Here is a 25,970-nt window from a genome sequence, read left to right on the forward strand (position 1 = left end):
GGCAGGTCGACGGGTATTGTTATTGGCGGGCAATCTGCCGGCTGAGGCGGAGCCTTGAGGGCTCTCTACCGGCAAAAGGTTTCTTAGAAGTTATGTGTGACTCATCGGTCACAATTTGGCCGACGTCCTGATTCAAGCAGGGGGATCCGGATCGCGCAAGTGCCGTTGGTAAATTGTTCGACAACTTCTGCTGAGCGGTCGGCGGCTTAGAACAAATGGATCTCTTCGGTGCGCAGGGCGCGGTATTCGCCCGGTTTTAGCGCGTTATCCAGGTGCAGCAGGCCCATGGATTCGCGGTGCAGGCGCAGCACTTTGTTGTTGAAGTGGCCGAACATGCGCTTCACCTGATGGTAGCGACCTTCGACGATGCTCAGCCGTGCCGTTCGCGGGCCGATCACTTCCAGCTGCGCCGGTTGGGTGGTCAGGTCTTCGAAGGCGAAGTAGATCCCCTCGGCGAACTTGATCGCATATTCCGGGCCGATCTCCTGCTCGGTCTCGACGTAATAGACCTTCGGCAGTTTGGTCTGCGGCTGAGTCAGGCGCCGGGACCAGGTGCCGTCGTTGGTGATCAGCATCAGACCGGTGGTGTTGAAATCGAGGCGCCCGGCGATGTGCAGATCGTCCTTGTCCGGCTCGTGAATCAGGTCGAGCACGGTCGGATGCTCGGGATCGCGCGTCGCGCTGACGCAGCCCTGGGGTTTGTGCAGCATGAAGTAGCGTGCCGGTTTCCCCGTTTGCAGCACTTCATCGTCGACTTCGACGCGGCTGAATTCCAGGACTTCGCTGTGGGGATCGCTGACGACTTTTCCGTCAATGCGCACGCGCTTTTCCACCAGCAACAGGCGAACCTGCTGGCGGTTGAAGCGGGGCAGGTTACTGAGGAAACGGTCGACACGCATGATCAGGAATCGGCAGGGAGCGGGGCGCGCATCTTACGGGATCGATGGCTTTGCCGCTTGCAGTTGCTCCTCAACCTGGGCGCAACGCGGGCACAGACAGGATTTGTCGCGCAGTTCCGCGGGCAGTGCTTCGAGCACCGCCGGGTCAATGGACACGCCGTAGCACCAGCAGGCGTGGTCGGCGGTGCGCGGGTCGGCCAGGGTGCAGTCGTTGCGGGCGCCGCAGGCCGGGCAGAGGTCAGGTTTGTTCATGGGGCTCAGGCATAGGTCGATTGATGCATTTCCACGCAGATGCGGTTGCGGCCGGTCTGTTTCGCCCGGTACATCGCATGATCGGCCCGGGACAGCAGGCTGTGCAAGGTGTCATCTCGTTGCAGGGTAGTGGCGCCGATGCTGACCGTCAGATTCAAGGTGTGACCGTTATAGGCATATTCATGCTGTTCGACGTGCTGGCGGATCTTTTCGGCAATCTTCTGACCGGTCTCGCCGTCAGTGTCCTTCAGCAGAACGATGAATTCCTCACCGCCCCAACGGCAGACGATATCGGAATGGCGCAGGCAGCTTTGCAGGTCCCGGGCGAAACCGATCAAAACCTGATCGCCGGCCATGTGTCCGTAGGTATCGTTCAACACCTTGAAGTGATCCAGATCCAGCAGCAGCGCCGTCAGCGGTTTCGGCTCACGATGGGCTTCCTGCAAGGCCTGCCCGGCGAGCAAGTCGAAGCCCCGGCGGTTGGGCAGCTCGGTGAGGCTGTCGAGGGTTGCCTGGGCGTGGATCTTGTCCTGATAGCGTTTGATCAAGCGATTGACCAGCGCCAGCACGATCAACGTCACCAGCAGGCAGATCAGCAGATTGAGGTACAGCGACTGGCGAATCTCGCTCAGTGCACCGTCTTCGCGTTTATCGACGAACAGGTACCAGTTCAGCTCCGGAATAAACCGCACATTGAGGAAATGTCCCTGGCCGTGGGCGGAATATTCGTAGCTGCCGCTGTGGGGTTTGGGTAACTGGCTGACCAGGCTTTTCATGCTGTCGAGGTCCGTCAGGCTTTTCCCGACCCGCGCACCTTCCGGCCCGCCCTCGGCGCCGGTCAGCACCAGTCGGCCAAAAGTGTCGACGAAGTAAACGCTGCGTTGATAACGCTGCTGGTACTTGTCGATCAGCTTGATCACCGCGTCCACCGTCAGTCCCACGCCAGCGGCGCCGATGAAGCGATCGTTGTAATCGAAGACCTTGTAGTTGATGAAGAAGGTCATGTTGTCTTTGTTGGCCAGATCCGGGTCGACGTTGATCTCGTAGGGATCTTTCATGTCGCGCACACGGAAGTACCAGGCGTCGCGCGGCTCGTCGATCTTCACCTGCTTGAGCACACCCTTGGCGTGGTAGTAGGTGTGACTGCTGTTGGAGACGAAGAACGCGGTGTAGGCGCCGTAGTGGGTCATGACCTCGTCTAGGTAGCGGGTCATCTGATCGCTGTCTTTCTCGCCGTTCACCACCCAGTCGCGCATGAAGGTGTCGCGGGACATCATCGAGGAAATAAGGATCGGTCTGACGAGATCCTTCTGGATTTCCGAATAAACGGTATCGGAAGTCAGCGGCAGTTCCGTGTTGACGATGTTGTCGCGGATCGAGGCCCGCGAGGCGTAGTAGCTGAGCAGCGAGGTGGCGAGGAAGCCTGCGCCGAGGAGGGCGACCAGCGTCAATACCAGCGAACGTTGGGAGTAAAACGCAGATCTGAGCGGCATTGGCAATTCCGTTGACGGTGGCCCGATGGCAGCATTCTAGTGGCAGTGACGGGGAAAAGGTTGCGGCATATTTGCCTGAAATGAGCAGCCTGTTGCGCCGCTGATCCGACGGGTGATGGACGTTGGCACTCGGCAGCGGTTAGCCAGTCAAATCTGTTGTCAGCCGGTCTGTGCCGACTGCTGTCACAGGTCTTCCAGGAGGCCGTCATGAGTACTGCAAAATTGCTGCGTCGGGTGCTGCTGGGAGCAGTGCTCGGTCTGGGGCTGTCCGGCTGTTATTACTACGGTGGCGGCTACGACGTTTACTCCGCGCCTTATTACTATCCCGGCTATTACTCGCCCTATTACTACGGTGGCTACTACGGCCCGCGCTATTACGGTGGCGCGCGTTACTACTATGGCGGTTACGGGTATCGAGGTTATGGGCGAGGTTATCGCGGCGGCTATCACGGCTGGCATCACTGATCGGCGGCTGAATGCGGCGTCGTTTTCGTGAACAAGGTTTCATCAAGCACATGTTTCAACTTGTTACAGAAACGCACCAGATTCCGAAAACGCTGTCAGATGTTTCGTCAGTCGCCGAATGAAAGACTGACGCCTGCCAGCGTCGCTGGTGTGGCTACCCGCGGTCCAGGAGGCCGCCATGTATCGCCGAATTCTTCTGCTTGCCGCGTTGCTTTTTTCCGTTGCCGGTTGCGTCCCTTATTCCTACGGAGACAGCTATTACAGGTCAGAGGTCTACACATCCCCCGCACCGGCTTATTACACAGGTGGCGGCACTTATTACAGCGGTGGCAGCACCTACTATTCAGCCCCGCGCTACTACCAGCCAGCACCACGCTATTACCAACCGGCGCCACGTTATTACTCGGCGCCCCGGTACTACCAACCGGCCCCGCGCTACTACGAGAGCCGCCGCTGGCACGGCGATGATCGCGGACGCTGGGATGGCCACCGTCGTGGCGGCTGGGACGACCACCGCGGTCGTGGTAACCATGACCGTGGCGATCACTGGCGCGGTAACCGCTGGTAACCAACCGCAAAAAAGCGGCGCATTGAGCGCCGCTTTTTTTTGCCTGTTTTTCGGCAATAACGTGTATCGAACCATCTCCTAACAGGTTCTCGGAACCCTCCTACAGTTTTATTTCTGAACTTTTGTTAGCGTTTGTATGCATACGTTGATGTTGAAAAACTTCAATTTCAGGGAGATGTGTAAGCGCGGGATATTGCTCAGATATGAATCTTCTTATCATTCATCAAAATTTTCCCGGTCAATTTCGTCATGTGGCGTTGGAAGCATTGCACAGGCGTCTGGTAGTCGTAGCAGTTGGGCGCGATACGGCGCCAGGTGTTGCCGGTGTGAAGTTGTATCGATATAGGCCATCAAGAAAAAATATTTACGGCGCTCATGCTTGTTTACATAAGTATGAAGAGGCTGTTTCCGATGGGCAGCAAGTTAAAAGAATATTGTTGGGGCTTAATCAGGCAGGTTTTCAGCCTGATGTAATACTCGCACATCCAGGGTGGGGCGAAACGCTATTCGTCAAGGACGTGTATCCGGAAGTGCCTCTTGTGCATTTATGTGAATACTATTATCGAGCGCAAGGATCGGACTCTGATTTCGATCCCGAGTTTCCTTGTGCGATCGATGCGTCTTCAAGGCTCGGGATCTTGAATTCGATGCATCTTTTGAATATTGAGCAATGTGATGTCGGCATTGCACCCACACAATGGCAGCGAAGCCTTTTTCCGAAAGCATATCAGTCTAAAATTCGCGTCATTCACGAAGGTGTTGTTCAGGTTGCTGATTCGGAAAAGTTAAAGTCCGTAACTTTGCCTGACGGGTGCACGATAACAGCAGGTCAGCCTGTTGTGACTTATGTCGCCAGAAATCTTGAACCGTATCGTGGGTTTCATAGTTTTATGCGAGCCATTCCTCGTATTCAGGAAATATGCCCGAATGCGCAAATTATTGTAATAGGCGGAGAGGGTGTCAGTTATGGACGGATGCCCGTTGGATACCCGAACTGGCGGAGCAAGATGCTCGCGGAAGTGGATGTTGATATTTCCCGGGTTCACTTTGTGGGGAAGTTGTCTTATCAAACATATAGATCGGTTCTGAGTCTTTCAAAGGCTCACGTGTATTTGACATATCCGTTTGTACTGTCGTGGTCTCTATTGGAGGCAATGGCGTCTGGCTGTGTTGTCGTCGGCTCGGATACCGCTCCCGTACGGGAAGTTATTGAGAGTGGAGTTAACGGAATACTTGTGGACTTTTTTGACGCTGAAGGAATCGCTTCGGCAGTGTGCAGGGTTTTAACGTCTATCGGTGGCTTTGAGTCTATGAAAGACGCGGCGAGGTTGAAGGCAAGCGAATTCGATGTGGTTAAAGGAGTAAGCGGCTACTTCGAAGTGTTCAATGAGTTGATGAGGTGAGTTGTCTCGAGTGACGTGATTGATCATTTTAAAATGGAGATTTGAAATGCTGAAGATGTCTCGCAAGGAAGTTTTTCGTCAGTGCAGACGGGCGGTTAAATATGGACTGTTGCTAGCGATCTGTTATTGGATGGTTGATTTCTATATCCGGTGGGAAGAGGCTGCTGAAAAGCGGGCGATTTATCAGAAAAAACGGGAGGAGTGCAGCAGGAAGCTGGCGGGTATGGAGCAGGTCCCTATTCTTGGCGGCAGTCTGCTGGACCGGACAAGGATTCCCGGGTTCCATTTTGGATCGACATTAAGGAGCGACGGTTCCTGTATTGCCGATCTTCTTGATGGGTCATTCTGGTGGACGGGAAAAGAACTGTTACCTGTGTATGAAACTATTGGGGTAGAACCACCCAGCAGCTGGACGCATTACCACGTTACCGCCAGGCTTTTCACAAGAAGGGATACCACGGCACCGCACAACATGGGCGGGTGGCATGTGAATTGGCCGGATGAACTGATTGTTAAGCTGAAAAATTATCCAGGCCTGGAACTTTGGCTTACCGCGCCGCCGCCCAGTATCAAAAATGAATTCTCTGTTCGACTTTTTGTTATGCAAGACTGGCGCCGACGTGATGGAACACCACGGAAGATAAATTGTGATGGTTTGAATTCGCCAGAATCTAAAGCTTCGGCCAGTGGTTTGAGTAAAGAGTTTCTTTTGAAAATGAATAAGGAGCAGTTGGAGAATTTGGAGTTTGGGAGTTTGCGTGCGTATTGTACGGTCGGGTTGCACCATTTCGACTTTGCAGGTGGGGATGCTCGTATACATTTGGGTACCGAGGGTTTGCGGGGTGCTCCAGAAGCGCTTAAGGCTGTCAGTGACTATCTTTCACATTCAATTATTACAGGGAAGTAAATATGAGCTATATATTCAGTGATCTGGAAAAGTCGAAAATTTTGCAGGCTGCAAATGTTTGTGAGGGAATGGAATTCAATGTCGAGGAGGAAGAGTATTTTTCGATGGCAGTGGAGCGGCGAAACTGCGCTGTACTTTATCGTACATTGTCGAATATTTTGGGTGGGAAGTTTTTAGGCGGTTCTGCGTTCGATGAGAGCGTAATGAGAATTTTTAAAAATGCCAAACTCTGGCTCGATGTAGCAATTGATGCAAATGGCGGGGTGGGCGCTTACTCTGCGTTGATCCGAGCCTATACCCTGCGGCAGGTGGAGTTACGGTTAAATAAAAAAATCAGCGATTCTAAGATGCAACAGTCATCTAATCAGGTGGCTGTCAATCTCATGAATACGCTGATAAAAGGCTCCGTTGAACATGATTTGGCTCCATGGACTGTGCCCTCTATAAGCCAAATTGCAGAAATCGATGCGAGCGCGATTGGTAAAGTATTATTTCGTGAAGATGTTGGTGACATTGATACGGCTACCAGTCGTAATGCGGGATGGTCTGGAACAATCGGCTTTAGCCTGCTGGGTGGAGAAAGACCCTATGAAACCTGGCGATTGATCTCCGCCGGTGACCCGGATTCCCATATAAAAGGGAATCATGGTCTTGCCAGGTTCAACAGGCTCGATGATCTAAAAAATATTCTGTTTGCCGTGGATTCATACGGTATAGCCTTGCAGGCAGTGATCAAAAACTTCGGGTTGAATATGGTCGAAAGCCTGTTCTCAGTCCTGCCCGAACAGATAAATATCGCTCTTGCCAGCGGCAGCATCAATCCGCTTATTCAGCACGTGGTGAAAGGTACGCCCATTTCACCTATTGTCAGCCTGATATTGCGATATAACCTGAATGACTTCTTTGACATGCTCAGGCGGACTTACGACGGAAATTCGGCCGCGACGCCTACCACCGATAAAACCTTCGCCTCCAACGCTTACACATTTTTCTCCGCATTTTCTCCGTCTCAAACTCAAAGCATCGTTACCAGAACCATTGGCGAGTACGGCAGCGCCAGCGACTGGGCCAAGTTGGCTGCCCAGGCAACGCCCATCGGCGTCGCGTTACGCAATTCTCTCCAGCAGTTAAGTGAAGTCGTGATCGAACGATCCGATGGTTTTTCCGGACGCGGACTGGAGCTTTACGATCCCGAAACGGGGGAGGGCTTCATCACTGAGCAATGGCTTGCTGATCGCTCTGAGATGCTGGCCCGGCTGATTTCCCGAACCAATGGATCGTTCGGTCGAAATACTGTCCAGACCTTTTCCTTTTCGGACTTGGCGTCGGGCAAACAGGCCCCGATGACCACGGGCGTCTCAAACCCCCTGGTCATGTTTGGTGATGACGGCGGACGATCATTTGGTGGCGGGGCAAATACCGATCATCTTTACGGCGGTGGCGGCAACGATTCAATCAGTGGGCTGTCCGGTAATGACGTTATCCAGGCGGGTAGCGGTAACGACTCTATAACAGGAGACGAAGGGAACGACGCGTTGTACGGGATGGCGGGTAATGATGTTTTGGTGGGTGGCAGGGGCAATGACTTTCTGGCCGGTGGGGCGGGGAAGGATCGGTATGAGTTTTCCAGCGGAGATGGGATAGACGAGATCTTTGAGGCGGACGTTGATGACGCGTTACTGATAAATGGACTTCCAATCCCGGCCCTTGAGCGCAGTGCTCCGCTCAGCAATATCTGGCTGACGGAAGATCGAACGATCACTTTGACGCTCATTGAAGATCTGGCCGAAAACACGCTGAACATCAAATACGGACCGAACGACCTCATCATCGTAAAGAACTTCGCGCCGGGGATGCTCGGCATTGATCTTCCTGATTACCAGGGCCAGACGTTCTCTGCTCTCGATCTGATCCTTCAAGGCGACTGGAAAGTTAAAGATAGCGACCCGAATGTTCGTGGGGATCAACCTTCTTATGATGAGTTGGGCAACGCCCTGCTTATGCCCAACGTCAAGCAGAGGAACAAAGCCGACTTGCTTTACGGATCACCGAAAGATGACCTGATCGTTGGTCTTGGTGGGTCTGATCGACTGTTCGGCAAGGAAGGTAACGATCGTTTATTCGGCGACAAGCCGTCGACGCTGGAAAAGGCCTTTGCCGATGCAACCAAGGGAAAGACCAGCCGTGGCGATTGGCTGGATGGCGGGCAGGGTGATGACTTGCTTGTCGGTACTGCTTCGCGAGATGTGCTGCTCGGTGGGAATGGCCGGGACACGCTGATCGGGGGCGCTGGTGATGACAATTTGTCCGGTGATGAGACGACTGGATCACATGAGCAAGGCTGGGGCGTCAGGCGCATCGATGTTCCACTTGTCGATGGCGTTATCAGTATGCGTACTGTCTTTGACAAGTCCTCATTGAATCGCCCCTTGGAGGGCGGCAACGATGTTCTCTATGGCCAGGGTGGCCAAGACTTTATGAATGGCGGCTGGGGAGATGACTTGCTCGATGGCGGCAGTGACGACGACATGCTGTCCGGCGGAGAAGGTAACGACACGCTGGCTGGCGGGAGTGGCAGTGACACATTGCTGGGCGACAATCTGGATTGGGGTGGCGGTCTCGACAGCCGGCATCATGGCAACGATTTGTTGGTGGGTGGCATTGGCGATGACTCCCTTGCCGGCAACGGTGGTAGCGACGTGCTGTACGGCGGCAGCGGCAATGATGTTCTGAAAGGTGATGACGAGGTAATGCGAGGCGTTGCGGGTGATGCCGCGGACTTTTTCGGAAGTGATTTTCTGGATGGCGGGGAGGGAAATGACACCCTTTGGGGCGGCGGTGCCGATGATTCGCTTTTCGGTGGCGGTGGTAACGACGAGTTGGTCGGTGATTACCATGAACACCCGGTTCGTTATCACGGTGATGATTATCTTGATGGCGGTAAGGGAGACGACACACTCCGTGGACTGGGTGGCTCTGACACTTTGATAGGTGGATCAGGTGCAGATGCTCTGGATGGTGATGAGCCTGGCTTGAAAGCGGGCGGAACCAACGATGACCACATTCAAGGTGATGCAGGAAACGATACGCTCTGGGGAGGTTTGGGCGCCGATACGCTTTTGGGTGGTGCCGATGATGACTTTTTGGTGGGTGACTACGAGCAAACATCCGAAACGGAACATGGCGCTGATTATCTTGATGGCGGTTCTGGCAACGACACTTTGCTGGGCGGTGGAGGAAACGACACTTTGGTTGGCGGGGAGGGAATCGATCATTTACGCGGCGGCCCTGGCGATAATGTGTTCGATGGTGGCGCCGGCAACGATTATCTGGAAGGGATGCAAGGTAACGATGTTTTCTATTTCGGAGTGGGGGATGGACTGGATGTCGTTACCGATACAGGTGGCAACAATATCGTAAGTTTTGGCGCTGGATTTTCCGCGGAGAATTTGCAGGCCGAGATTGTAAATCTCGATTCGGGCACGGCATTGCGCCTGTCGAATGGAGATGGTGACGCGATTCTGATCCGTCACCATGAAAAATGGATGGATTCGACGTTCAGGTTCAAGGATGGGGTGATCCTGGATTTTCAGGATGTAATCAAATTAACAGTGCAACCGGTAGATATTACGGATCCGTCCGCGACAAATGCTACGGTGCCCGATGCCGGAAAAGTGCAGGACATTGAGAGTGAGAGCGTAGCAGTCGTCCAGACACTGCCCGATGACACATCCGCTTTTACTGAAAGGGAGGGTAGTAAAACGAGTCGTCATACCGGGTGGGGTAGCCATTTTCTTTCGGAGCTTAAAGCGAAGCGCTCAGCGGACAGGCAGGTATCAGGATTTGCACTGAACGATCAGGCCGTGTGGGTTAGAAGTCATATTGCTACCGATGAAAGTGGTTATGTCATTAGCGCCGAACTGATCCGTGATGACGTCGAAGCCGGATTCCTCTCCAGGACACCTGAGTGGATGGGAGCTATTGCCGCTGAAGCCGTAGTTAGTGAAAAGACCTCAATTTCTGCAACGAAAACCACGTTCAAACCTGTAAAAACTGAAGCGGCTCAATTACCGAAACAAAAGCCAGAGTACTATCCATCGGGCTCGAGTTATTCGGGGTTTGCGTTCAATTCAGGTGACGCTGTCGTTGAAGACAGAGACTCTTCGGGCGCCATTCAGGGGTGGTACGTCTATTCCGCTGGAAGTTTTGAAAGTCATGAAACTGTTCTTAGAGCGTTTCGCTGGAGTACAACTACCCAAACGATCAAACATAAAACTGTTCATGGCGGTGACGCTGGCGGCAGGGTGAATCTCGAAGTGGGAAATCTCTTTCATGGCGGTGCAGGAGATGACTTGATCGCGACCTATGCCGGTTCTGTGCTTGAGTATGGCGAGGTTAACGACAGAATCCCGGGTGCGTTTCTATCGGCTGGCGCAGGCAACGACACATTACTTGGGTCTGCGGGGGGCGATTATTTGGTCAGTGGACCGGGAGAGGATTGGCTTTACGGCGAAAACGGCCCGGACACTTACATCGTTGAAGCGCATGATGGCGCAACCACCCTGATTGCGGACGTGCTTGACCCGGTGTTTTTGAGCCCTGAGGTTGGATCTTCCGGATGGAGTGACGAGTTCGGGGGGCTTGATATTGATACCGTCATTCTCCCGGATGAGGCGAAGCCGGCCAAGTTGCAGTTAAGCTGGGGGGCGGTATTGATTGAAGCGGTAAATATTGAACTGTTACCCGCTCCACCACGCAGTGCTTATCGCCAGCCGCCTCGGGCCCTGATGCTGTATACGACACTCGATATCGGATGGGGCGGAACTCAAAAAGTACGAATCGTTTTGCCCCGTCCGAATGATCTCAGTGGTTCGGGAATTGAAAGAGTGAGGTTTTCCGACGGATCAAGCATCAGTTTCAAAGACCTCGTCAGCCGATCAGGCATTGCCCCCGATACTTATCATCACGGCATCACCGTTCAAGGCGCTGCTCAGGTCAAGTCTTTCCGAGACAATCATTTTCTGCCGCTGGCAGGTGGTCGCGGTAATGACACCCTCAGCGGGGCTGGTGAAATAAGGGGAATGCAAGGAGATGATCTGCTCTGCGGCAGTTCAGGCGATGACGTTCTCTACGGCGGGGCTGGCAATGACACCTTGTCCGGTGGCGCGGATAATGATGTGTATAAATACGATGGGCTCGGGCGAGACTTGGTAATCAATGCAGGCGGCGGAACTGACGGTATAGATTTTTCAGAAATCGGGCTGTCGATTGATCAACTCAAGTTTCACCGAGAGCAGGATGATCTCGTCATCGTAGTCAGTTATGGCGTGTCTCCAAAGATTCGAGTCTCCGGACACTTTTCAGGGGGCGATGCCGCTATCAGCTTCATCAGTGTTCAAGGAGAAGATGGAGCCGTTCAAAACTACACGGCGAATCAATTCGCTGAGCTTTTACACCCTCTACCTCCGTTACGGGATGTAGAGGATATCTTGCCGAAAAATGATGAAGAGTCGGTACAGGCCATGAAGGAAATAATCGAGTTTTACCAGTTGAATGCCTGATCGCAGCCAATTCGCGTTGGACTCGAGCTTCCCGCGACAGAGCTCAGAGACTGCCATCGCGGGTAACGATCGGTTTTAGTACTGCGACAGATCCGCCAACGGATGCCGCCCCTCCCAGACCTTGTGAAAGTGCGCCTCGACCACCGCTTCCGGCACCCGTGTGATGTCCGGCCAATGCCAGTGCGGTTTTTGATCCTTGTCGATCAATCGCGCGCGAACCCCTTCGCTGAACTCCGGATGCCGGCAGCAATTGAGGCTCAGGGTGTATTCCATCTGAAAGACTTCGGCCAGTGACAAATGACGAGCGCGGACGATCTGTTCCCAGACCAGATGCGCGGTCAGCGGCGAGCCTTCACTCATGGTTTTCGCCGCCCGGGCAATCAGCAGGTCGTTGCTGTCCCGTTGCAGGCTGATGGCTCTCCAGGCGCAGGTCACGTCGCTGACATCCAGCAGATCATCGATTGCCTGACGACGCGGCAGCCACTGCGCCTCAGGCATTTGCGCCACGGCTTCCTGCTGCAAGGCCTTGAGCAGACTGTTCAGTTGCATCGCGGTCTGTTCCTGCCAGTTCAGTTGCAGCAGGCCGTCGATCAGTTCCTGCTGCTGTTCGTCGAGGAGGAAGCGGTCGGCCAGATCCAGATCGAGCGCATCGCGGCCATTCATGTGCGCGCCGGTCAGGCCGAGGAACAAACCGAGCTTGCCCGGCAGTCGCGACAGGAACCAACTGGCGCCGACATCCGGGTACAGGCCGATACTGATTTCCGGCATCGCCAGTCGACTGCTCGGCGTGACGATCCGGATGTGCGCACCTTGCAAGAGACCCATGCCGCCGCCGAGCACATAACCATGCCCCCAGCAGATCAACGGTTTCGGGTAGGTGTGCAGGCTGTAGTCGAGACGGTATTCCGCGCTGAAAAACTGCGCGGCCAGCGGCGGCACTTCGCCGGGATGGGCGCGGCAGGCTTCCACCAGACTGCGCACTTCGCCCCCGGCACAGAAGGCCTTGGCGCCATTGCCGCGCAGCAGCACGCAGACGATTTGTGGATCCTTGGCCCAGGCGTTCAGTCTGTCGCTCAGGGCGTGGATCATCGGCAGGGACAGCGCGTTGAGCGACTTTTCGGCATCCAGAGTGGCCACGCCGATGCGCGCGCCGTCGGTGCCGGTCAGTTCTTCGAAGTGCAGATTCATCGTGACCTCGATCGGGAATTTGAACGATCAGTATGATCGCTGTGTGGGAAAGTGCCGGATCTGCGTCAGATCAATTGACAAGCGTGGTCGGCTTTCCTAGGGTTCGCCCCATTGTTTTTGCCGGGTATGACCATGACTGCTGACGACCGTATCAAACTCGAACCGAGCTGGAAGGAGGCACTGCGTGCCGAATTCGACCAGCCTTACATGGCAGAGTTGCGCAATTTTCTGCAGCAGGAGCGGGCGGCCGGCAAGGAAATCTATCCGCCGGGACCGCTGATTTTCAATGCGTTGAATTCCACCCCGCTGGACAAGGTGAAAGTGGTGATACTCGGCCAGGACCCCTACCACGGCCCGGGCCAGGCCCACGGCTTGTGCTTCTCGGTGCAACCGGGCGTGCCGGCGCCGCCGTCGCTGGTCAACATCTACAAAGAGTTGAAGCGCGACCTGAACATCGACATCCCCAACCACGGCTACTTGCAGAGCTGGGCCGATCAGGGCGTGTTGATGCTCAACACCACCATGACCGTCGAGCGCGCCAATGCCAACGCGCACAAGGACAAGGGCTGGCAGTTTTTCACTGACCGGATCATCGAAGTGGTCAGCCAGCGGCAGCCGCATCTGGTGTTCATGCTCTGGGGCTCCCATGCCCAGAGCAAGCAGAAGCTGATCGACGCCACCAAGCATCTGGTACTGACCTCGGTGCACCCGTCGCCGCTGTCGGCCTATCGCGGCTTCCTCGGCTGCGGGCACTTCAGCCGCACCAACAAGTTCCTGGAGCAGAATGGCGAAGCGCCGATTGAGTGGCGCCTGCCGTCGGTGGTCTGAAACTCAGGGCTGGCGGCTAATCTCGTTCCCACGCTCCGCGTGGGAACGATCACTAACCGGATCAGGCTTCGGGATTACGGTTCCAGTACTTGAACAACGGTTCCGCCAGAAACAACACGAACAACAGCCGCATCACCTGCATCGCCGTCACCAGCGGCACCGACAGTTGCAGGGTTTCCGCCGTCAGGCTCATCTCGGCGATCCCGCCGGGCATCATGCCCAGGGTCAGCGAGCGCAGATCCAGATGGGTCATTGCACTCAGTCCCAACGCCGCCAATGTGGCGATCAACATGGTCAGCGCCGTGCCGATCAACGTGCGCCCCATGAACGACGGCGCGCGGCGGAAGAACTGCCGGTTGAAGTGACAGCCCAGTCCGCTGCCGATCAGCCACTGACCGATCTGACTGCCGCCATTGGGCAGACCGATATGCAGATCCCAACCGATGCTCACCGCCGCGCTGACCAGCAACGGCCCGAACAGCCACGGATTGGGCTGGCGCAGACGTTGCCAGAGCCAGGCGAGCAAACCGCCCGCCGGAAACAGAATCGCCAGCCAGCGCCAATCGACGCTGCCGGCGTGAGAAATCGGGGCGCCATCGCCCAGCAGATATTTGAACGCCGCCGGCACACACAGCACCACCACCAGCACCCGCAAACTTTGCCCGGCCGCGACATGGCTGAGCATCGCGCCGTTGCGTGCGCCGAGGTTGACCATCTCGCCGGAGCCACCGGGCATGCTGGAGAAAAACGCCGTGGCGCGATCCTCGCCGGTGCGGCGCATCAGCCACACGCCAACCACCGCCGACAGGCTGGTGACCAGTGCCCCGAAAAAGATCAGGCCGAAGTGGCTCAGCACCTGCTCCATCACCAGCGGGGTGAAGTGCAGGCCGATGCCGATCCCGACGATCCACTGGCCGCACTTGCGGCCGCCAGGGATTTCGGTGAGTTGCCACGGGGTCAGGCAGCGCACCAGGATGATCGCCAGCAACGAGCCGACCATCCACGGCAGCGGCCAGCCGATCTGGCTGGCGATGAAACCGCCAAGCAGACCGACCAGCGGGGTTCCCCACCAGGTTTTGAAGGACCGATCAAACATCGGCGATTGCGCGCCGGGCGACCGAACGTTTGCGCCAGATCCGCAGCAGCGGCATCAGCAACATGATCGCGGTCAGCACCCAGACGCCGAAAGTGATCGGGCTCGACCAGAGGATTTCCAGCGCACCGTTGGAGATCGACAGCGCACGACGCAGGTTCTGCTCCATCAGGCCACCGAGGATGAACCCCAGCAGGACCGGCGACAGCGGGAAATCCAGCTTGCGCAGGATGTAACCGAAGATGCCGATGCCGACCATCAGGAACAGGTCGAACGTGGTGGCATGCACGGCGTACACGCCGATCCCGGTAATGATTGCGATCACCGGCACCAGCGCCCAGTTCGGCACGGCGAGGATGCGGGTGAAGATGCGGATCATCGGGATGTTCAGGATCACCAGCATGATGTTGGCGATGAACAGCGACGCGATCAGGCCCCAGACGATGTCCGGTTGTTGCTGGAACAGCAGCGGGCCCGGGGTGATGTTGTACAGCGACAGCGCGCCGATCATCACCGCCGTGGTGCCCGAACCCGGAACACCGAGGGTCAGCATCGGTACCAGCGCGCCGCAGGCGGATGCGCCGATGGCGGTTTCCGGGGCGGCGAGACCGCGTTTGTCACCTTCACCGAATTTGCCGTCGGCACCGGCAATGCGTTTCTCGGTCATGTAGGCCACGGCACTGGCCAGAGTCGCGCCGGCACCCGGCAATACGCCCATGATGAAACCGAGCAGGCCGCAACGGATGTTCACCACGAACACCGACGCCGCTTCCTTGAAGTTGAACATCATCCGGCCGGTGGCTTTCACCGCTTCCTGGCCGCGATGGGTTTTCTCCAGCAGCAGAAGGATTTCGCTGATCGAGAACAGGCCCAGCACCAGCACCACAAACTGAATGCCGTCGGTCAGGTGAATGTTGTCGCCGGTAAAACGGTACACGCCGCTGTTGGCGTCGATGCCGACGCTGGACAGGAACAGACCGATCAACGCTGCAATGAACGTCTTCAGCGGTCGGTCACCGGCCATGCCGCCGAGGCAGACAATCGCGAACACCATCAGTACGAAATATTCCGCCGGTCCGAAGGCAATCGCCCATTTCGCCAGCAGCGGGGCGAACAGCACCATGCCGCAGGTGGCGATGAATGCACCGATGAACGAGCTCCACGCCGACAGCGACAACGCGACCCCGGCCAGCCCCTGGCGGGCCATCGGGTAGCCGTCGAGGGTGGTCATCACGGTGGAGGCTTCGCCAGGAATGTTCAGCAGGATCGAACTGATCCGGCCGCCATATTCGCAGCCCAGGTACACCGCCGCGAGCAGGATCAGCGCCGACTCCGGCGGCAGGCCAAGGGCGAAGGCGATCGGAATCAGCAGTGCCACACCATTGATCGGGCCCAGGCCCGGCAACAGGCCGACCACGGTGCCGATCAGCGTACCGGTCAGCGCCGTGACCAGGTTGTACGGGCTCAGCGCGACGCCGAAGCCCTGTCCCAAATATCCGAGCGTATCCATATCAGTTCTCCAGAACGTCGAGCAGGCCGAGGGGCAGCGGTACGTCCATCAGACGGTCGAACAGCAGGTACAGACCGATGGCCATCAGCGTGGTCACCACAATGCTGGGCAACCAGCGGCCGCCGTACAGGCGCGCCATCGGGATGCCGATCAGGCAACTGCTGAGGATGAAACCCAGCGGCTCGAACAGACCGGCGAACACCAGCAGCAACACCACGCAGATGCTGATCTTGGTCAGGGTTTCGCGGTCCAGCGGCGGCTCGTCTTCACTGTGTTTGATCGGTGCCGGGCGAAACACCATGTACAGCAGCGCCAGGCTCATCAGGCCAAGCATCAGCAGAGGAAACGCCCGCGGGCCGACCGGTTCGTAGGAAAACGCAGCCTGATAAGGCCAGGCCATCAGTGCCAGGCCGGCACAGGCCAGCAGCAACACCGAGGCAAAAATGCGTTGAATCAGCATGAGGAACTCCTGGGCCACGGCCCCGATGCGCGAGGCCATGGCCGCTAGACAGAGACGATCACTGGATCAGGCCGAACTCTTTGGCCAGCACTTTGTAATCCGCGACTTGCTTCTTCACGTAGGTGTCCAGCTCCGGGCCGGTCATGGCGAACGGGAACAGTTCACGCTGATCGCGCAGCTTGGCGAATTCTTCGGAAGCCAGCAGTTTGTCGAAGGCACCTTTCCACCAGGCGTAATCTTCATCGCTGACTTTCGGCCCGAGGTAGAAACCGCGAACCACCGGCCAGACGATGTCGTAGCCTTGCTCGCGAGCGGTCGGGATGCCTTTCATTTCCGGCTCGTCCAGACGGTTTTCGGCGAACACGGCCAGCAGGCGCATGTCACCGCTCTGGATGTGCGGCATGGAGTCGGAGATGTCGGTGCTGCCGACCTGGATGTGGCCGCCGAGCAGGGCGGTGGCGATCTCGCCGCCACCTTCGAGGGCGACGTAACGCAGGTCACGCGGGTTGATCCCGGCGGCTTTGGCGATCAGTGCGGTCTGCATCCAGTCCTGGCTGCCGACAGTGCCGCCGGAACCGATGACCACGGCGCTCGGATCTTTCTTCAGTGCCTGAACGAGATCATCAAGAGTTTTGTAGGGCGAATCGCTTTTCACTGCGATGGCACCGTAACTGGTGCCGACCGCCGCCAGCCAGCGCACGTTGGTTTCATCGAAACGGCCGAACTTGCCCTGCGCCAGGTTCAACAGCGAACCGCTGGACCACGCCACCAACGTACCGGCGTCCGCCGGGCGCTGCGCCACGACGGCGTTGTAAGCCACCGCGCCGACACCGCCGGGCATGTAGGTGACGCGCATCGGTTTGGTCAGCAGTTTTTCGTTGACCAGCGCGCTTTGCGCCAGTTTGCAGGTCAGGTCGAAACCGCCGCCGGGGGAGGCCGGAGCGATGCATTCCGGACGTTTCGGTTCAGCCATCAGTTGACCGGCGAACAGCATGACGCCAGCGGCCAGAGCGACTTTACGCAGTGATAAGTTCATCTATGTCTCCTTGGGAGTTGTTGTTATGGACGTACTGAATTACCAAAGGGCAACGCTATAGCTCACCAGCAGACGCACTTCATCGGCATCGCGAGCGGAGTAGTTGGAACGGTAAGTGGCATTACGCAAACGCACGGCAACGTCCTTCAGGGCGCCGCTTTGTACTACATATTTGATCTCGGTGTTGCGCTCCCACTCTTTGCCTTCGTCGCCGTTCTTGAGCTTGATGTTGTCACCGCTCAGGTAGCGGCTCATGAAGCTCAGGCCGGGGATGCCGAGCCGGGCGAAGTCGAAGTCGTAACGGGCCTGCCAGGAGCGTTCTTCGGCGCCGGCGAAGTCGTTGATCTGCACGAAGTTGACCAGGTACGGGTCGCTGCCATCGACATACGGGAACGCGCTGTCGCCGGACATGTGCTGATAACCGGCGGTGAACTTGTGGCCGCTCAGGGCATAACTGACCAGACCGTTGAGGGAGCGGTTGTCGATCTTGCCGCCACGGGCTGCGCCCTGATCGTCACTGACGGCGAAGCGCAGGTCGGTGGCGAAGGTGCCCGGGCCCATCGGCCGCGAGGCGACCAGTCCGAAGAAGTGCTGGTTGTAGACATCGTCGAGTTGGGCGAAGTGGTAACTGCCAGTGATCTTGTCGGTGAACTTGTAGTCCACGCCGGCAAAATCGAAGTGCTTGCCGGCGACGGTGCCGGCGAAACGGCCGTTCTTGTTGTTGAGGGCAATGTCCTCGAAATCGGTGCTGTCGCGGTCCTTGGCCTTGTCCAGGCGTCCGCCGGTGAAGGTCAGGTTCTTGATCTCTTTGGAGGTCAGCAAACCACCTTCGAAAGTCTGCGGCAGGATGCGTCCGTCGTTCGGCTTGAGGATCGGCAGTTCGGGAATCAGGCTGCCGATTTTCAGTTCGGTGGCGGAGATCTTCACTTTGCCGGTCAGGCCGACCTTGGAGTATTCGTTTGCCGCGCGCCCGTCATCGTGGGTCGGCAGCAGGCCGGTGCCGGTGCGGTCCGGGCTTGAATCGAGCTTGACCCCTAACATGCCCAGCGCATCGACACCGAACCCCACGGTGCCGTCGGTATAGCCCGATTGCAGGTTGAGCATGAAACCCTGGGCCCACTCGTCGCGCTTGGACTGCTGGGCGCTGGTGCCGTCGCGGAAGTCGCGGTTGAAATACATGTTGCGGGTTTCGAAGGTGGCGGAACTGTCTTCGATGAAATCGGCGTAGCTCATCGGTGCAAAACCGGCGAGGGCGGCGGCACTGGCAAGGGCGGTGTGGCTGAAACGGGAAGGACGGACAGGCGTAGGAGCCTTGGTCTGCAAGGACGGCATGCGGGGTGTACTCCGTTTATTGTTCTTATTGGTCGAAAACGCTTCGAGGCGTTTTTCGTATCGCTGTGTGGCAGCAGCGACGGAAGCCGAAACATTCCGTAACCCGACTCTATCGGCCAAACCTTTCGCTAACCTTTCAGCGGGCTTTAACGCGTTTTCGGGCTTCACAGCGGCGGTTGCGGCTGTAAACTCCGCGGCAAAGAATGGCGCCGGCCATCCCTGAATGAGGTAGAGATCCATGCGTGTTCTGCTCGTCGAAGACCATCTGCAACTGGCCGAAAGCGTCGCCCAGGCGCTCAAGAGCACCGGTCTGACCGTGGACGTGCTGCACGATGGCGTGGCCGCCGACCTGGCGCTCGGCAGCGAGGAATACGCGATGGCGATCCTCGATGTCGGCCTGCCGCGCATGGACGGATTCGAAGTGCTGGCGCGTCTGCGGGCCCGGGGCAAGAACCTGCCGGTGCTGATGCTGACGGCCCGCAGCGACGTCAAGGATCGGGTCCACGGGCTCAACCTCGGTGCCGACGACTATCTGGCAAAACCGTTCGAGCTGACCGAGCTTGAGGCGCGGGTCAAAGCCCTGTTGCGTCGCAGTGTGCTTGGCGGCGAACGCATCCAGCGCTGTGGCGTATTGGCCTATGACCTGGAGACCCGGCGCTTCACTCTCGGCGAAGAATTGCTCACCTTGACGTCCCGCGAACAAGCGGTGCTTGAAGCGCTGATCGCCCGCCCGGGCCGGGTGATGAGCAAGGAGCAACTGGCGTCGCAGGTCTTCGGGCTCGACGAGGAAGCCAGCCCCGACGCCATCGAAATCTACGTGCATCGCCTGCGCAAGAAGCTCGACGGTCATGCGGTGGCCATCGTGACCTTCCGGGGTCTGGGTTATCTGCTGGAAAGCCGCGATGCATAAGCCCAGCAGTCTGCGCTGGCGGTTGCTGTGGAACCTTGCACTGCTGCTGGTGGTGTTGATGCTGGCCAGCGGCCTGAGCGCTTACTGGAACGGTCGCGAAGCCGCCGACACCGCTTATGACCGCACACTGCTGGCGTCGGCGCGAACCATCGCCGCCGGCCTTTCGCAGCGGGATGGCAGCCTCAGTGCCGACGTGCCTTACGTGGCCCTCGACACCTTCGCCTACGACAGCGCCGGCCGCATCTATTACCAGGTCAACGACATTCACCAGAAGCTGATTTCCGGCTACGAAAACCTGCCGGGCCCGCCGCCGGGAACGCCGAGAACCGACAGCTATCCGGCGCTCGCGCGTTTTTACAACGCCACCTATCAGGGCCAGAACGTGCGGGTCGTCAGTCTGTTGAAAGCCGTGACCGAGCCGAACATGAACGGCATGGCGGAAATCCGCGTCGCCGAAACCGACGAAGCACGTGTCAGCATGGCCCGTAGTCTGGCGGCCGACACCTTGTTGCGGCTGGGCATGTTGGCAATCGGAGCATTGTTGCTGGTGTGGTTTGCGGTCAGCGCGGCATTGCGTCCGATCGAGCGTTTGCGCACTGCGGTCGAGGAGCGTCAGCCGGACGATCTGCGGCCCTTGCCGCTGGTGGAAGTGCAGCACGAATTGTGGCCACTGGTGCGGGCACTCAATCACTTCACCGAACGTCTGCGCGGGCAGTTCGAGCGGCAGGCGCAATTTATCGCCGATGCGGCCCACGAACTGCGCACGCCGCTGGCCGCGCTCAAGGCGCGCCTTGAGTTGGGCCTGCGCTCGAACGAGCCGCAGACCTGGCGCGACACGCTGGAATCATCGGCGCAAAGCACCGATCGGCTGACCCATCTGGCCAACCAATTGCTATCGCTGGCACGGGTGGAAAACGGCGCCCGGGCGATTGCCGAGGGCGGCGCGCAGTTGCTGGATCTGAGCCAGTTGGCCCGTGAGCTGGGCATGGCCATGGCGCCGCTGGCTCATGCGCGCGGCGTGGCGTTGGCACTGGAAGCGGACGAACCGGTCTGGCTGCGCGGCGAGCCGACCTTGCTCAACGAACTGCTGAGCAATCTGGTGGACAACGCGCTGGCGCACACGCCGTCGGGGGGCAACGTGATCTTGCGAGTGAAGTCGCCGGCGGTGCTGGAGGTTGAAGACGACGGCCCGGGCATTCCCCAGGATGAGCGTGACCGGGTGTTCGAGCGTTTTTACCGACGCAATCAGCAGGTCGCCGGTTCCGGGCTGGGTCTGGCGATTGTCGGGGAAATCTGCCGCGCGCATCTGGCGCAGATCACGCTGCATGATGGCGAGCAGGCGGGGTTGAAGGTGCGGGTAAGTTTTATCGCGGGCTGAGACTCAGTAGAACATCGACCGCGATTCTTCCAGATCCGCGCACAACACCTTGTTGTCGATATCGATCCCGAGCTTGCGAAAGGCCGGAACGCTGAGCGGGTCGATCCGGGCGAGGGGATGATCGCTGTCCTTGTGGCAATACAGGCTGGCCACTTGCACCAGATCCACGTAATCGACATGGGGCGATTCGCGTTTCAGGTCCTGATACAGTCCCGGCAACTCCACAAGGCGCTCCGGGAATTCCCAGACCCGCAGCAACTTGTCGCCGATCAGCGGATGAATGTGATCGATCACGTGATTGAGGCTGACGGGATCGGACAGCAGCTCGTAGTGGTCTTCGGCATAGGTCAGGATCGGCAGCACGCCAATCTGATGCACCAGTCCGCCCAGCGCAGCCTGATCGGGCTTGAGCTGGGTATAGCGGCGGCAAAGGGCGTAGCTGACCCCGGCGATTTCCAGACTCTTGCGCCAGACTTCGCGCATTTTCTGTTCCACCACCTCGGAGCGGGCGTGGAAGATCTGCTCCATCACCAGACCGATCGCCAGGTTGCTGCTGTAGTTGACGCCCAGCCGGGTGATCGCGGTGTGCAGGTCGGTGACTTCCTGGGTGGCGCGCAGCAGCGGGCTGTTGACCACTTTGATCAGGCGCGCCGACAGCGCCGTGTCACGGCCGATCACTTTGCTCAAGTCGCTGACGCTGATATCCGGGTCTTCGGCGGCCTTGCGAATCTGCAGGGCCACTTCCGGTAACGTTGGCAGAACCAGGTCATCGTTATCGATGGCCTCAACCAAATCCTGTTGGACCTTATCCGCCAGATCACTCATGTCATTTCTCTAGGGTGTTGCAACAAATGCTGCGATCAACGCTGGATTTCGCGGTCGCGATCCAGTTCGTAAGGCAGGTCGAGCAAGTGCAGCGCCGGACCTTCGGCCGTGCCCAGATGCAAATCGCCTGCGTCGGCAGCTTCGGCCTGCAACACCGCCAGCAGTTCAATATTTTTCTCGGCGCGGGCGGCCAGCACCACTTCGCCGATGGAACTGCCGTGGCTCGGGGCGAACAGCGGGGTGCCCGGCTCCGGCAATTCACTGGCGTCCAGTTGCACGCGGTACAGGCGACGCTTGAGCTTGCCCAGGTACTGCATGCGCGCAACGATTTCCTGGCCGGTGTAGCAGCCTTTCTTGAAGCTCACGCCGCCGACCGCTTGCAGATTGAGCATCTGCGGGATGAACAGCTCGCGGGTGCTCGGCATGACCTGGCCGATACCGGCACGGATCTGGCCCAGCAGCCATTGATTGAGTTCGGCTTCGGTCAATTGCGCAGACAGCTTGCCTTTGATGGCGTCGGCCAGATCGGCTGGCGTCCAGAGTTCGGCACGGTCGGGGGAGACGCGAATCGCGATCAGCCCTTCGTGGCGAACCACGCTGTCGGTGTCCGCCGGCAGTTCCAGACCCAGGCTGCTCAGGGCTGCGTCCCCATGCTCCAGACCGAAGCGCACCCATGAGGCACTTTCGTCGGTCAGTTTCGATTTGGAAAACACCGCGTACTTTTTCAGGTCCGCCAGTTGTGGCTCCAGCAACTCGCCAGCCATCGCCAGCAGCACGCCGTCGCCCTCGAGCACAATGCGGAAACTCGACTGCATCCGGCCTTTCTGCGTGCAACGGGCGCCGAGACTGGCACGGTCGTCACTCAGGTAATTGATATTGCAGGTCAACTGGCCTTGCAGGAATTTGCCGGCATCCGCGCCGCGAACCGCGAGAACGCCTTCATGAGACAGGGTGCAGAAAAAAGCAGAATCGGCCATGGGTCATCGCAGGGTAAATAGACTGGGGCACATCATAAGGGGGTGGTGTTGAAATGGGTAGTTCATAAAGGATCGGTGGTGCCCGACCAAAGCCGACTGTTCGACCCGCCTCGGGCCTGTATACTTGCGGCCTATTTGAGGAGCGCTCCATGGTCGAACAAGTTGAACTGAATCGCCTCTTTTGGCACAGCCGTCGCGGCATGCTTGAGCTTGACGTGTTGCTGGTGCCGTTCGTGAAAGAGGTCTACTCGAATCTGAACGAGGTGGACCGTGCGCTGTATGTCCGCCTGCTGGAATGCGAGGATCAGGACATGTTCGGCTGGTTCATGGAACGCAGCGAATCGGAAGATCCCGAGCTGCAACGCATGGTTCGCATGATTCTGGATCGTGTCCAGCCCAAGTAACACGTTCGAATGCCGCTGGCAGGCCTCACGGCAATTGCTGGCGGCGTATCTCCTGGCTCAGGCGTTCGCCCTGTGCGCCCTGTTTCTGCTTGTCATCCCTTTCTGGGTCAGTCTGCTAGGTGGCTTCGCTTGCCTGATCCATGCTGTGTGGGTGTTGCCCCGCCAGATTCTGCTGAGTCATCCCAAGGCTTTCTGCGGATTGCGTCGTGACGCCGATGGCTGGCAATTGTGGAGTCAGGTCGATGGCTGGCAACCGGTGCAGTTGCGCCCTGACAGCCTGGCGCTGCCATTGATCGTGGTGCTGCGCTTTCGGTTGCGCGGCGAGCGTCGGGTCAGGTCGATCTGCGTGCCCCGGGATGCGCAGGCGGCGGATCTGCACCGACGCCTGCGGGTGCGGCTCAAGTTCAGCCGGCGTAGGTGGGCGGCACCAGAATAGTGTCGAGGGCCTCGGGCAGCAGGTCCGGGTAATCGAGGGTGTAATGCAGGCCTCGGCTCTCCTTGCGCTCCATGGCCGAGCGGATCATCAGTTCCGCTACTTGTGCCAGGTTGCGCAACTCGATCAGGTCGCGACTGACCTTATAGTTGCTGTAGAACTCGTCGATTTCGTCCAGCAGCAGGCGCACGCGGTGTTGTGCCCGCTGCAGGCGCTTGTTGGTGCGCACGATGCCAACGTAGTCCCACATGAAGCGCCGCAGCTCGTCCCAGTTGTGCGCGATGATCACGTCTTCGTCGGAGTCGGTCACCTGGCTCGCATCCCAGGCGGGGAGGGCGCGAGGAATGGCGATGTCGGACAGTTGTTCGAGAATGTCCGCCGCCGCCGAACGGGCATACACGAAACACTCCAGCAGCGAGTTGCTGGCCATGCGGTTGGCGCCGTGCAGGCCGGTGAAGCTGGTTTCGCCGATGGCGTACAGTCCTGGCACGTCGGTGCGGCCCTGTTGGTCAACCATGACGCCGCCGCAGGTGTAGTGGGCTGCCGGGACGACCGGGATCGGCTGTTTGGTGATGTCGATGCCGAATCCAAGGCAGCGCTCGTAGACGGTCGGAAAGTGCGACTTGATGAAGGCTTCGGGCTTGTGGCTGATGTCGAGATAGACGCAGTCGACACCCAGGCGCTTCATCTCATGGTCGATGGCCCGGGCGACGATGTCCCGTGGTGCCAGTTCGGCGCGCGGGTCGAAACGCTGCATGAAGCGTTCGCCGTTGGGCAGCTTCAAATGTGCGCCTTCACCGCGCAGGGCTTCGGTCACCAGGAAGCTCTTGGCCTGCGGGTGATAGAGGCAGGTGGGGTGGAACTGATTGAATTCCAGGTTCGCCACGCGGCAACCCGAACGCCAGGCCATGGCGATGCCGTCACCGCAGGCGCCATCGGGGTTGCTGGTATAGAGGTAGACCTTGGCGGCGCCACCGGAAGCCAGAATCACGAACCGGGCGCCATAGGTGTCGACTTCGCCGGTCTTGCGATTGAGCACGTAGGCGCCGAGGCAGCGGTCGCCGTCCAGCCCCAGGCGGCGTTCGGTGATCAGATCGACGGCGACGCGCTGTTCCAGCAACTCGATGTTCGGGCGTTCTTTTGCCTGGGCGAGCAAGGTTGTGAAGATCGCGGCGCCGGTGGCGTCTGCAGCGTGGATGATGCGGCGGTGGCTGTGGCCGCCTTCGCGGGTGAGATGGAATTCGAATCCGCCGTCTTCAGTCCCGGACTGTTCATCACGGGTGAATGGCACGCCTTGGTCGATCAGCCACTGGATCGCCTCTTTGCTGTGCTCGACGGTAAAACGTACCGCATCTTCATGACACAGTCCGCCGCCGGCATTGAGGGTGTCATCGACGTGGGATTCGACGGTGTCTGTGTCGTCCAGCACGGCTGCGACGCCACCCTGGGCCCAGTAAGTCGAACCGTTGGCGAGATCGCCCTTGCTCAGTACGGCGATGCGCAAGTGACCAGGCAGGGTCAGCGCGAGACTCAAACCGGCAGCGCCGCTGCCAATCACCAGAACATCGTGTTGAAACTGTTGGCTCATTTCAGGATTCCGCTCAATGCGACCCGGGTCGGGGTTGGCGCAAGACAGGCGGATGGGCGAGTCGAGACAGCCACACAGCCCACTAGTATATAGAGGGGTGGGGCGGCACAATAGCCGGGTGGATATGGCATTGTGAAACTACTGTGACGGTGAAATGCCGACGCTTTGTCGGAAGATTTTTCCGCCGGTTTTGGGAAAAAGCGACTGTATCGCAGATGAAACATGCTTTTTCCGCTCACGGTTGCCCAATGTCGGCGTGGCCCGTCTATAAATATTTGGAACTTTTGCCAGAGGCCCAAGATCAATAGACAGTTGCCCGAAACAAGGGACAGTGTCGGCTTCAATGCGGAACCTGCGGTTGGGTTCTAGCCGGCGAGCCGATGAAAAGATTATTCGCGCAGCCGGTTTATCCCGCGCTGCGTTTTTCGTGCGTGCCAAATCAGAGCCCGCAGGAAACTTG

22 protein-coding genes are annotated in these 25,970 nt (G+C 58.2%); 10 read left to right on the forward strand and 12 right to left on the reverse strand.

Annotation, left to right across the window (positions count from 1 at the left end; genetic code table 11):
- Positions 1-206: 206 nt before the first annotated feature.
- From CAG02_RS09805 to CAG02_RS09815, 3 genes are read right to left on the reverse strand one after another with little or no spacing between them, the layout of a single operon-like run.
- On the reverse strand, positions 207-899 hold the full coding sequence (locus CAG02_RS09805) for a pseudouridine synthase (RefSeq protein WP_085710216.1): 693 nt from the start codon (positions 897-899) through the stop codon (positions 207-209).
- 33 nt (positions 900-932) lie between these two features.
- A complete protein-coding gene (locus CAG02_RS09810; protein ID WP_085710217.1) occupies positions 933-1,151 on the reverse strand; it encodes a cysteine-rich CWC family protein in 219 nt (72 codons plus the stop codon).
- Positions 1,152-1,156: 5 nt separating this feature from the next.
- Positions 1,157-2,644 (reverse strand): sensor domain-containing diguanylate cyclase, encoded by a 1,488-nt coding sequence (locus CAG02_RS09815; RefSeq protein ID WP_085710218.1) that lies wholly within the window; start codon positions 2,642-2,644, stop codon positions 1,157-1,159.
- A 207-nt stretch (positions 2,645-2,851) separates the two neighbouring features.
- On the opposite strand from CAG02_RS09815, the gene CAG02_RS09820 reads away from it, so the two are divergent.
- From CAG02_RS09820 to CAG02_RS09840, 5 genes are all read left to right on the forward strand, one after another.
- Positions 2,852-3,109: a hypothetical protein gene (locus tag CAG02_RS09820; protein ID WP_085710219.1), complete on the forward strand. Its 258-nt coding sequence runs from the start codon at positions 2,852-2,854 to the stop codon at positions 3,107-3,109.
- A 178-nt stretch (positions 3,110-3,287) separates the two neighbouring features.
- A complete protein-coding gene (locus tag CAG02_RS09825; protein WP_085710220.1) occupies positions 3,288-3,677 on the forward strand; it encodes a hypothetical protein in 390 nt (129 codons plus the stop codon).
- Between the two features lie 203 nt (positions 3,678-3,880).
- A complete protein-coding gene (locus tag CAG02_RS09830; protein WP_085710221.1) occupies positions 3,881-5,080 on the forward strand; it encodes a glycosyltransferase family 4 protein in 1,200 nt (399 codons plus the stop codon).
- 46 nt (positions 5,081-5,126) lie between these two features.
- Positions 5,127-5,987, forward strand: a complete 861-nt coding sequence (locus CAG02_RS09835; protein ID WP_085710222.1) for a hypothetical protein — start codon at positions 5,127-5,129, stop codon at positions 5,985-5,987.
- A gap of 2 nt (positions 5,988-5,989) precedes the next feature.
- Positions 5,990-11,548: a calcium-binding protein gene (locus tag CAG02_RS09840; protein ID WP_085710223.1), complete on the forward strand. Its 5,559-nt coding sequence runs from the start codon at positions 5,990-5,992 to the stop codon at positions 11,546-11,548.
- A 75-nt stretch (positions 11,549-11,623) separates the two neighbouring features.
- On the opposite strand, the gene CAG02_RS09845 is transcribed toward CAG02_RS09840, so the two are convergent.
- Entirely contained in the window at positions 11,624-12,736 is a 1,113-nt protein-coding gene (locus CAG02_RS09845; RefSeq protein WP_085710224.1) for an enoyl-CoA hydratase/isomerase family protein, read from the reverse strand.
- Positions 12,737-12,868: 132 nt separating this feature from the next.
- On the opposite strand from CAG02_RS09845, the gene ung reads away from it, so the two are divergent.
- Positions 12,869-13,564 (forward strand): uracil-DNA glycosylase, encoded by a 696-nt coding sequence (gene ung / locus CAG02_RS09850; RefSeq protein WP_085710669.1) that lies wholly within the window; start codon positions 12,869-12,871, stop codon positions 13,562-13,564.
- 61 nt (positions 13,565-13,625) lie between these two features.
- Here the strand turns inward: ung and CAG02_RS09855 are convergent, their stop codons facing one another.
- From CAG02_RS09855 to CAG02_RS09875, 5 genes are read right to left on the reverse strand one after another with little or no spacing between them, the layout of a single operon-like run.
- Positions 13,626-14,660, reverse strand: a complete 1,035-nt coding sequence (locus CAG02_RS09855) for an AbrB family transcriptional regulator (protein ID WP_085710225.1) — start codon at positions 14,658-14,660, stop codon at positions 13,626-13,628.
- Positions 14,653-16,167: a tripartite tricarboxylate transporter permease gene (locus CAG02_RS09860; RefSeq protein WP_085710226.1), complete on the reverse strand. Its 1,515-nt coding sequence runs from the start codon at positions 16,165-16,167 to the stop codon at positions 14,653-14,655. Before CAG02_RS09860 ends, CAG02_RS09855 begins: the two co-directional genes overlap by 8 nt.
- Before the next feature lies 1 nt (position 16,168).
- Complete coding sequence (locus CAG02_RS09865; protein WP_085710227.1) at positions 16,169-16,627, reverse strand: tripartite tricarboxylate transporter TctB family protein; 459 nt, start codon at positions 16,625-16,627, stop codon at positions 16,169-16,171.
- A gap of 58 nt (positions 16,628-16,685) precedes the next feature.
- A complete protein-coding gene (locus tag CAG02_RS09870; RefSeq protein ID WP_085710228.1) occupies positions 16,686-17,663 on the reverse strand; it encodes a tripartite tricarboxylate transporter substrate binding protein in 978 nt (325 codons plus the stop codon).
- 39 nt (positions 17,664-17,702) lie between these two features.
- Entirely contained in the window at positions 17,703-18,995 is a 1,293-nt protein-coding gene (locus CAG02_RS09875; RefSeq protein WP_085710229.1) for an OprD family porin, read from the reverse strand.
- Positions 18,996-19,233: 238 nt separating this feature from the next.
- Here CAG02_RS09875 and CAG02_RS09880 point away from each other — a divergent pair, with 238 nt between their 5' ends.
- Together CAG02_RS09880 and CAG02_RS09885 are read left to right on the forward strand one after the other, a co-directional pair.
- Complete coding sequence (locus tag CAG02_RS09880; protein ID WP_085710230.1) at positions 19,234-19,905, forward strand: response regulator; 672 nt, start codon at positions 19,234-19,236, stop codon at positions 19,903-19,905.
- Entirely contained in the window at positions 19,898-21,283 is a 1,386-nt protein-coding gene (locus CAG02_RS09885) for a sensor histidine kinase (RefSeq protein WP_085710231.1), read from the forward strand. The genes CAG02_RS09880 and CAG02_RS09885 overlap by 8 nt, the downstream gene beginning before the upstream one ends.
- 3 nt (positions 21,284-21,286) lie before the next feature.
- Here CAG02_RS09885 and CAG02_RS09890 read toward each other — a convergent pair whose 3' ends face one another.
- Together CAG02_RS09890 and CAG02_RS09895 are read right to left on the reverse strand one after the other, a co-directional pair.
- On the reverse strand, positions 21,287-22,108 hold the full coding sequence (locus CAG02_RS09890; protein WP_085710232.1) for an HDOD domain-containing protein: 822 nt from the start codon (positions 22,106-22,108) through the stop codon (positions 21,287-21,289).
- 35 nt (positions 22,109-22,143) lie between these two features.
- Positions 22,144-23,085: a folate-binding protein YgfZ gene (locus CAG02_RS09895; RefSeq protein WP_085710233.1), complete on the reverse strand. Its 942-nt coding sequence runs from the start codon at positions 23,083-23,085 to the stop codon at positions 22,144-22,146.
- 149 nt (positions 23,086-23,234) lie between these two features.
- Here CAG02_RS09895 and CAG02_RS09900 point away from each other — a divergent pair, with 149 nt between their 5' ends.
- Both CAG02_RS09900 and CAG02_RS09905 read left to right on the forward strand, forming a co-directional pair.
- On the forward strand, positions 23,235-23,489 hold the full coding sequence (locus tag CAG02_RS09900) for a succinate dehydrogenase assembly factor 2 (RefSeq protein ID WP_065257636.1): 255 nt from the start codon (positions 23,235-23,237) through the stop codon (positions 23,487-23,489).
- Entirely contained in the window at positions 23,473-23,925 is a 453-nt protein-coding gene (locus CAG02_RS09905; RefSeq protein WP_085710234.1) for a protein YgfX, read from the forward strand. The genes CAG02_RS09900 and CAG02_RS09905 overlap by 17 nt, the downstream gene beginning before the upstream one ends.
- On the opposite strand, the gene nadB is transcribed toward CAG02_RS09905, so the two are convergent.
- Positions 23,894-25,510 carry an L-aspartate oxidase gene (nadB, locus tag CAG02_RS09910; protein ID WP_085710235.1) on the reverse strand — a complete coding sequence of 539 codons (1,617 nt, stop codon included), beginning with the start codon at positions 25,508-25,510 and terminating at the stop codon, positions 23,894-23,896. The genes CAG02_RS09905 and nadB overlap by 32 nt on opposite strands.
- Positions 25,511-25,970: the final 460 nt, after the last annotated feature.

It is taken from the genome of Pseudomonas sp. R43(2017), from assembly GCF_002112345.1.
Taxonomy (GTDB): Bacteria; Pseudomonadota; Gammaproteobacteria; order Pseudomonadales; family Pseudomonadaceae; genus Aquipseudomonas; species Aquipseudomonas kribbensis.

Coding starts and splice junctions, on each gene's coding strand:
- ung (WP_085710669.1), top strand. CDS start 12,869: ATGACTGCTGACGACCGTATCAAACTCGAACCGAGCTGGAAGGAGGCA.
- CAG02_RS09895 (WP_085710233.1), bottom strand. CDS start 23,085: ATGGCCGATTCTGCTTTTTTCTGCACCCTGTCTCATGAAGGCGTTCTC.
- CAG02_RS09880 (WP_085710230.1), top strand. CDS start 19,234: ATGCGTGTTCTGCTCGTCGAAGACCATCTGCAACTGGCCGAAAGCGTC.
- CAG02_RS09890 (WP_085710232.1), bottom strand. CDS start 22,108: ATGAGTGATCTGGCGGATAAGGTCCAACAGGATTTGGTTGAGGCCATC.
- CAG02_RS09865 (WP_085710227.1), bottom strand. CDS start 16,627: ATGCTGATTCAACGCATTTTTGCCTCGGTGTTGCTGCTGGCCTGTGCC.
- CAG02_RS09845 (WP_085710224.1), bottom strand. CDS start 12,736: ATGAATCTGCACTTCGAAGAACTGACCGGCACCGACGGCGCGCGCATC.
- CAG02_RS09830 (WP_085710221.1), top strand. CDS start 3,881: ATGAATCTTCTTATCATTCATCAAAATTTTCCCGGTCAATTTCGTCAT.
- CAG02_RS09835 (WP_085710222.1), top strand. CDS start 5,127: ATGCTGAAGATGTCTCGCAAGGAAGTTTTTCGTCAGTGCAGACGGGCG.
- CAG02_RS09840 (WP_085710223.1), top strand. CDS start 5,990: ATGAGCTATATATTCAGTGATCTGGAAAAGTCGAAAATTTTGCAGGCT.
- CAG02_RS09870 (WP_085710228.1), bottom strand. CDS start 17,663: ATGAACTTATCACTGCGTAAAGTCGCTCTGGCCGCTGGCGTCATGCTG.
- CAG02_RS09805 (WP_085710216.1), bottom strand. CDS start 899: ATGCGTGTCGACCGTTTCCTCAGTAACCTGCCCCGCTTCAACCGCCAG.
- nadB (WP_085710235.1), bottom strand. CDS start 25,510: ATGAGCCAACAGTTTCAACACGATGTTCTGGTGATTGGCAGCGGCGCT.
- CAG02_RS09885 (WP_085710231.1), top strand. CDS start 19,898: ATGCATAAGCCCAGCAGTCTGCGCTGGCGGTTGCTGTGGAACCTTGCA.
- CAG02_RS09815 (WP_085710218.1), bottom strand. CDS start 2,644: ATGCCGCTCAGATCTGCGTTTTACTCCCAACGTTCGCTGGTATTGACG.
- CAG02_RS09825 (WP_085710220.1), top strand. CDS start 3,288: ATGTATCGCCGAATTCTTCTGCTTGCCGCGTTGCTTTTTTCCGTTGCC.
- CAG02_RS09860 (WP_085710226.1), bottom strand. CDS start 16,167: ATGGATACGCTCGGATATTTGGGACAGGGCTTCGGCGTCGCGCTGAGC.
- CAG02_RS09820 (WP_085710219.1), top strand. CDS start 2,852: ATGAGTACTGCAAAATTGCTGCGTCGGGTGCTGCTGGGAGCAGTGCTC.
- CAG02_RS09875 (WP_085710229.1), bottom strand. CDS start 18,995: ATGCCGTCCTTGCAGACCAAGGCTCCTACGCCTGTCCGTCCTTCCCGT.
- CAG02_RS09855 (WP_085710225.1), bottom strand. CDS start 14,660: ATGTTTGATCGGTCCTTCAAAACCTGGTGGGGAACCCCGCTGGTCGGT.
- CAG02_RS09900 (WP_065257636.1), top strand. CDS start 23,235: ATGGTCGAACAAGTTGAACTGAATCGCCTCTTTTGGCACAGCCGTCGC.
- CAG02_RS09810 (WP_085710217.1), bottom strand. CDS start 1,151: ATGAACAAACCTGACCTCTGCCCGGCCTGCGGCGCCCGCAACGACTGC.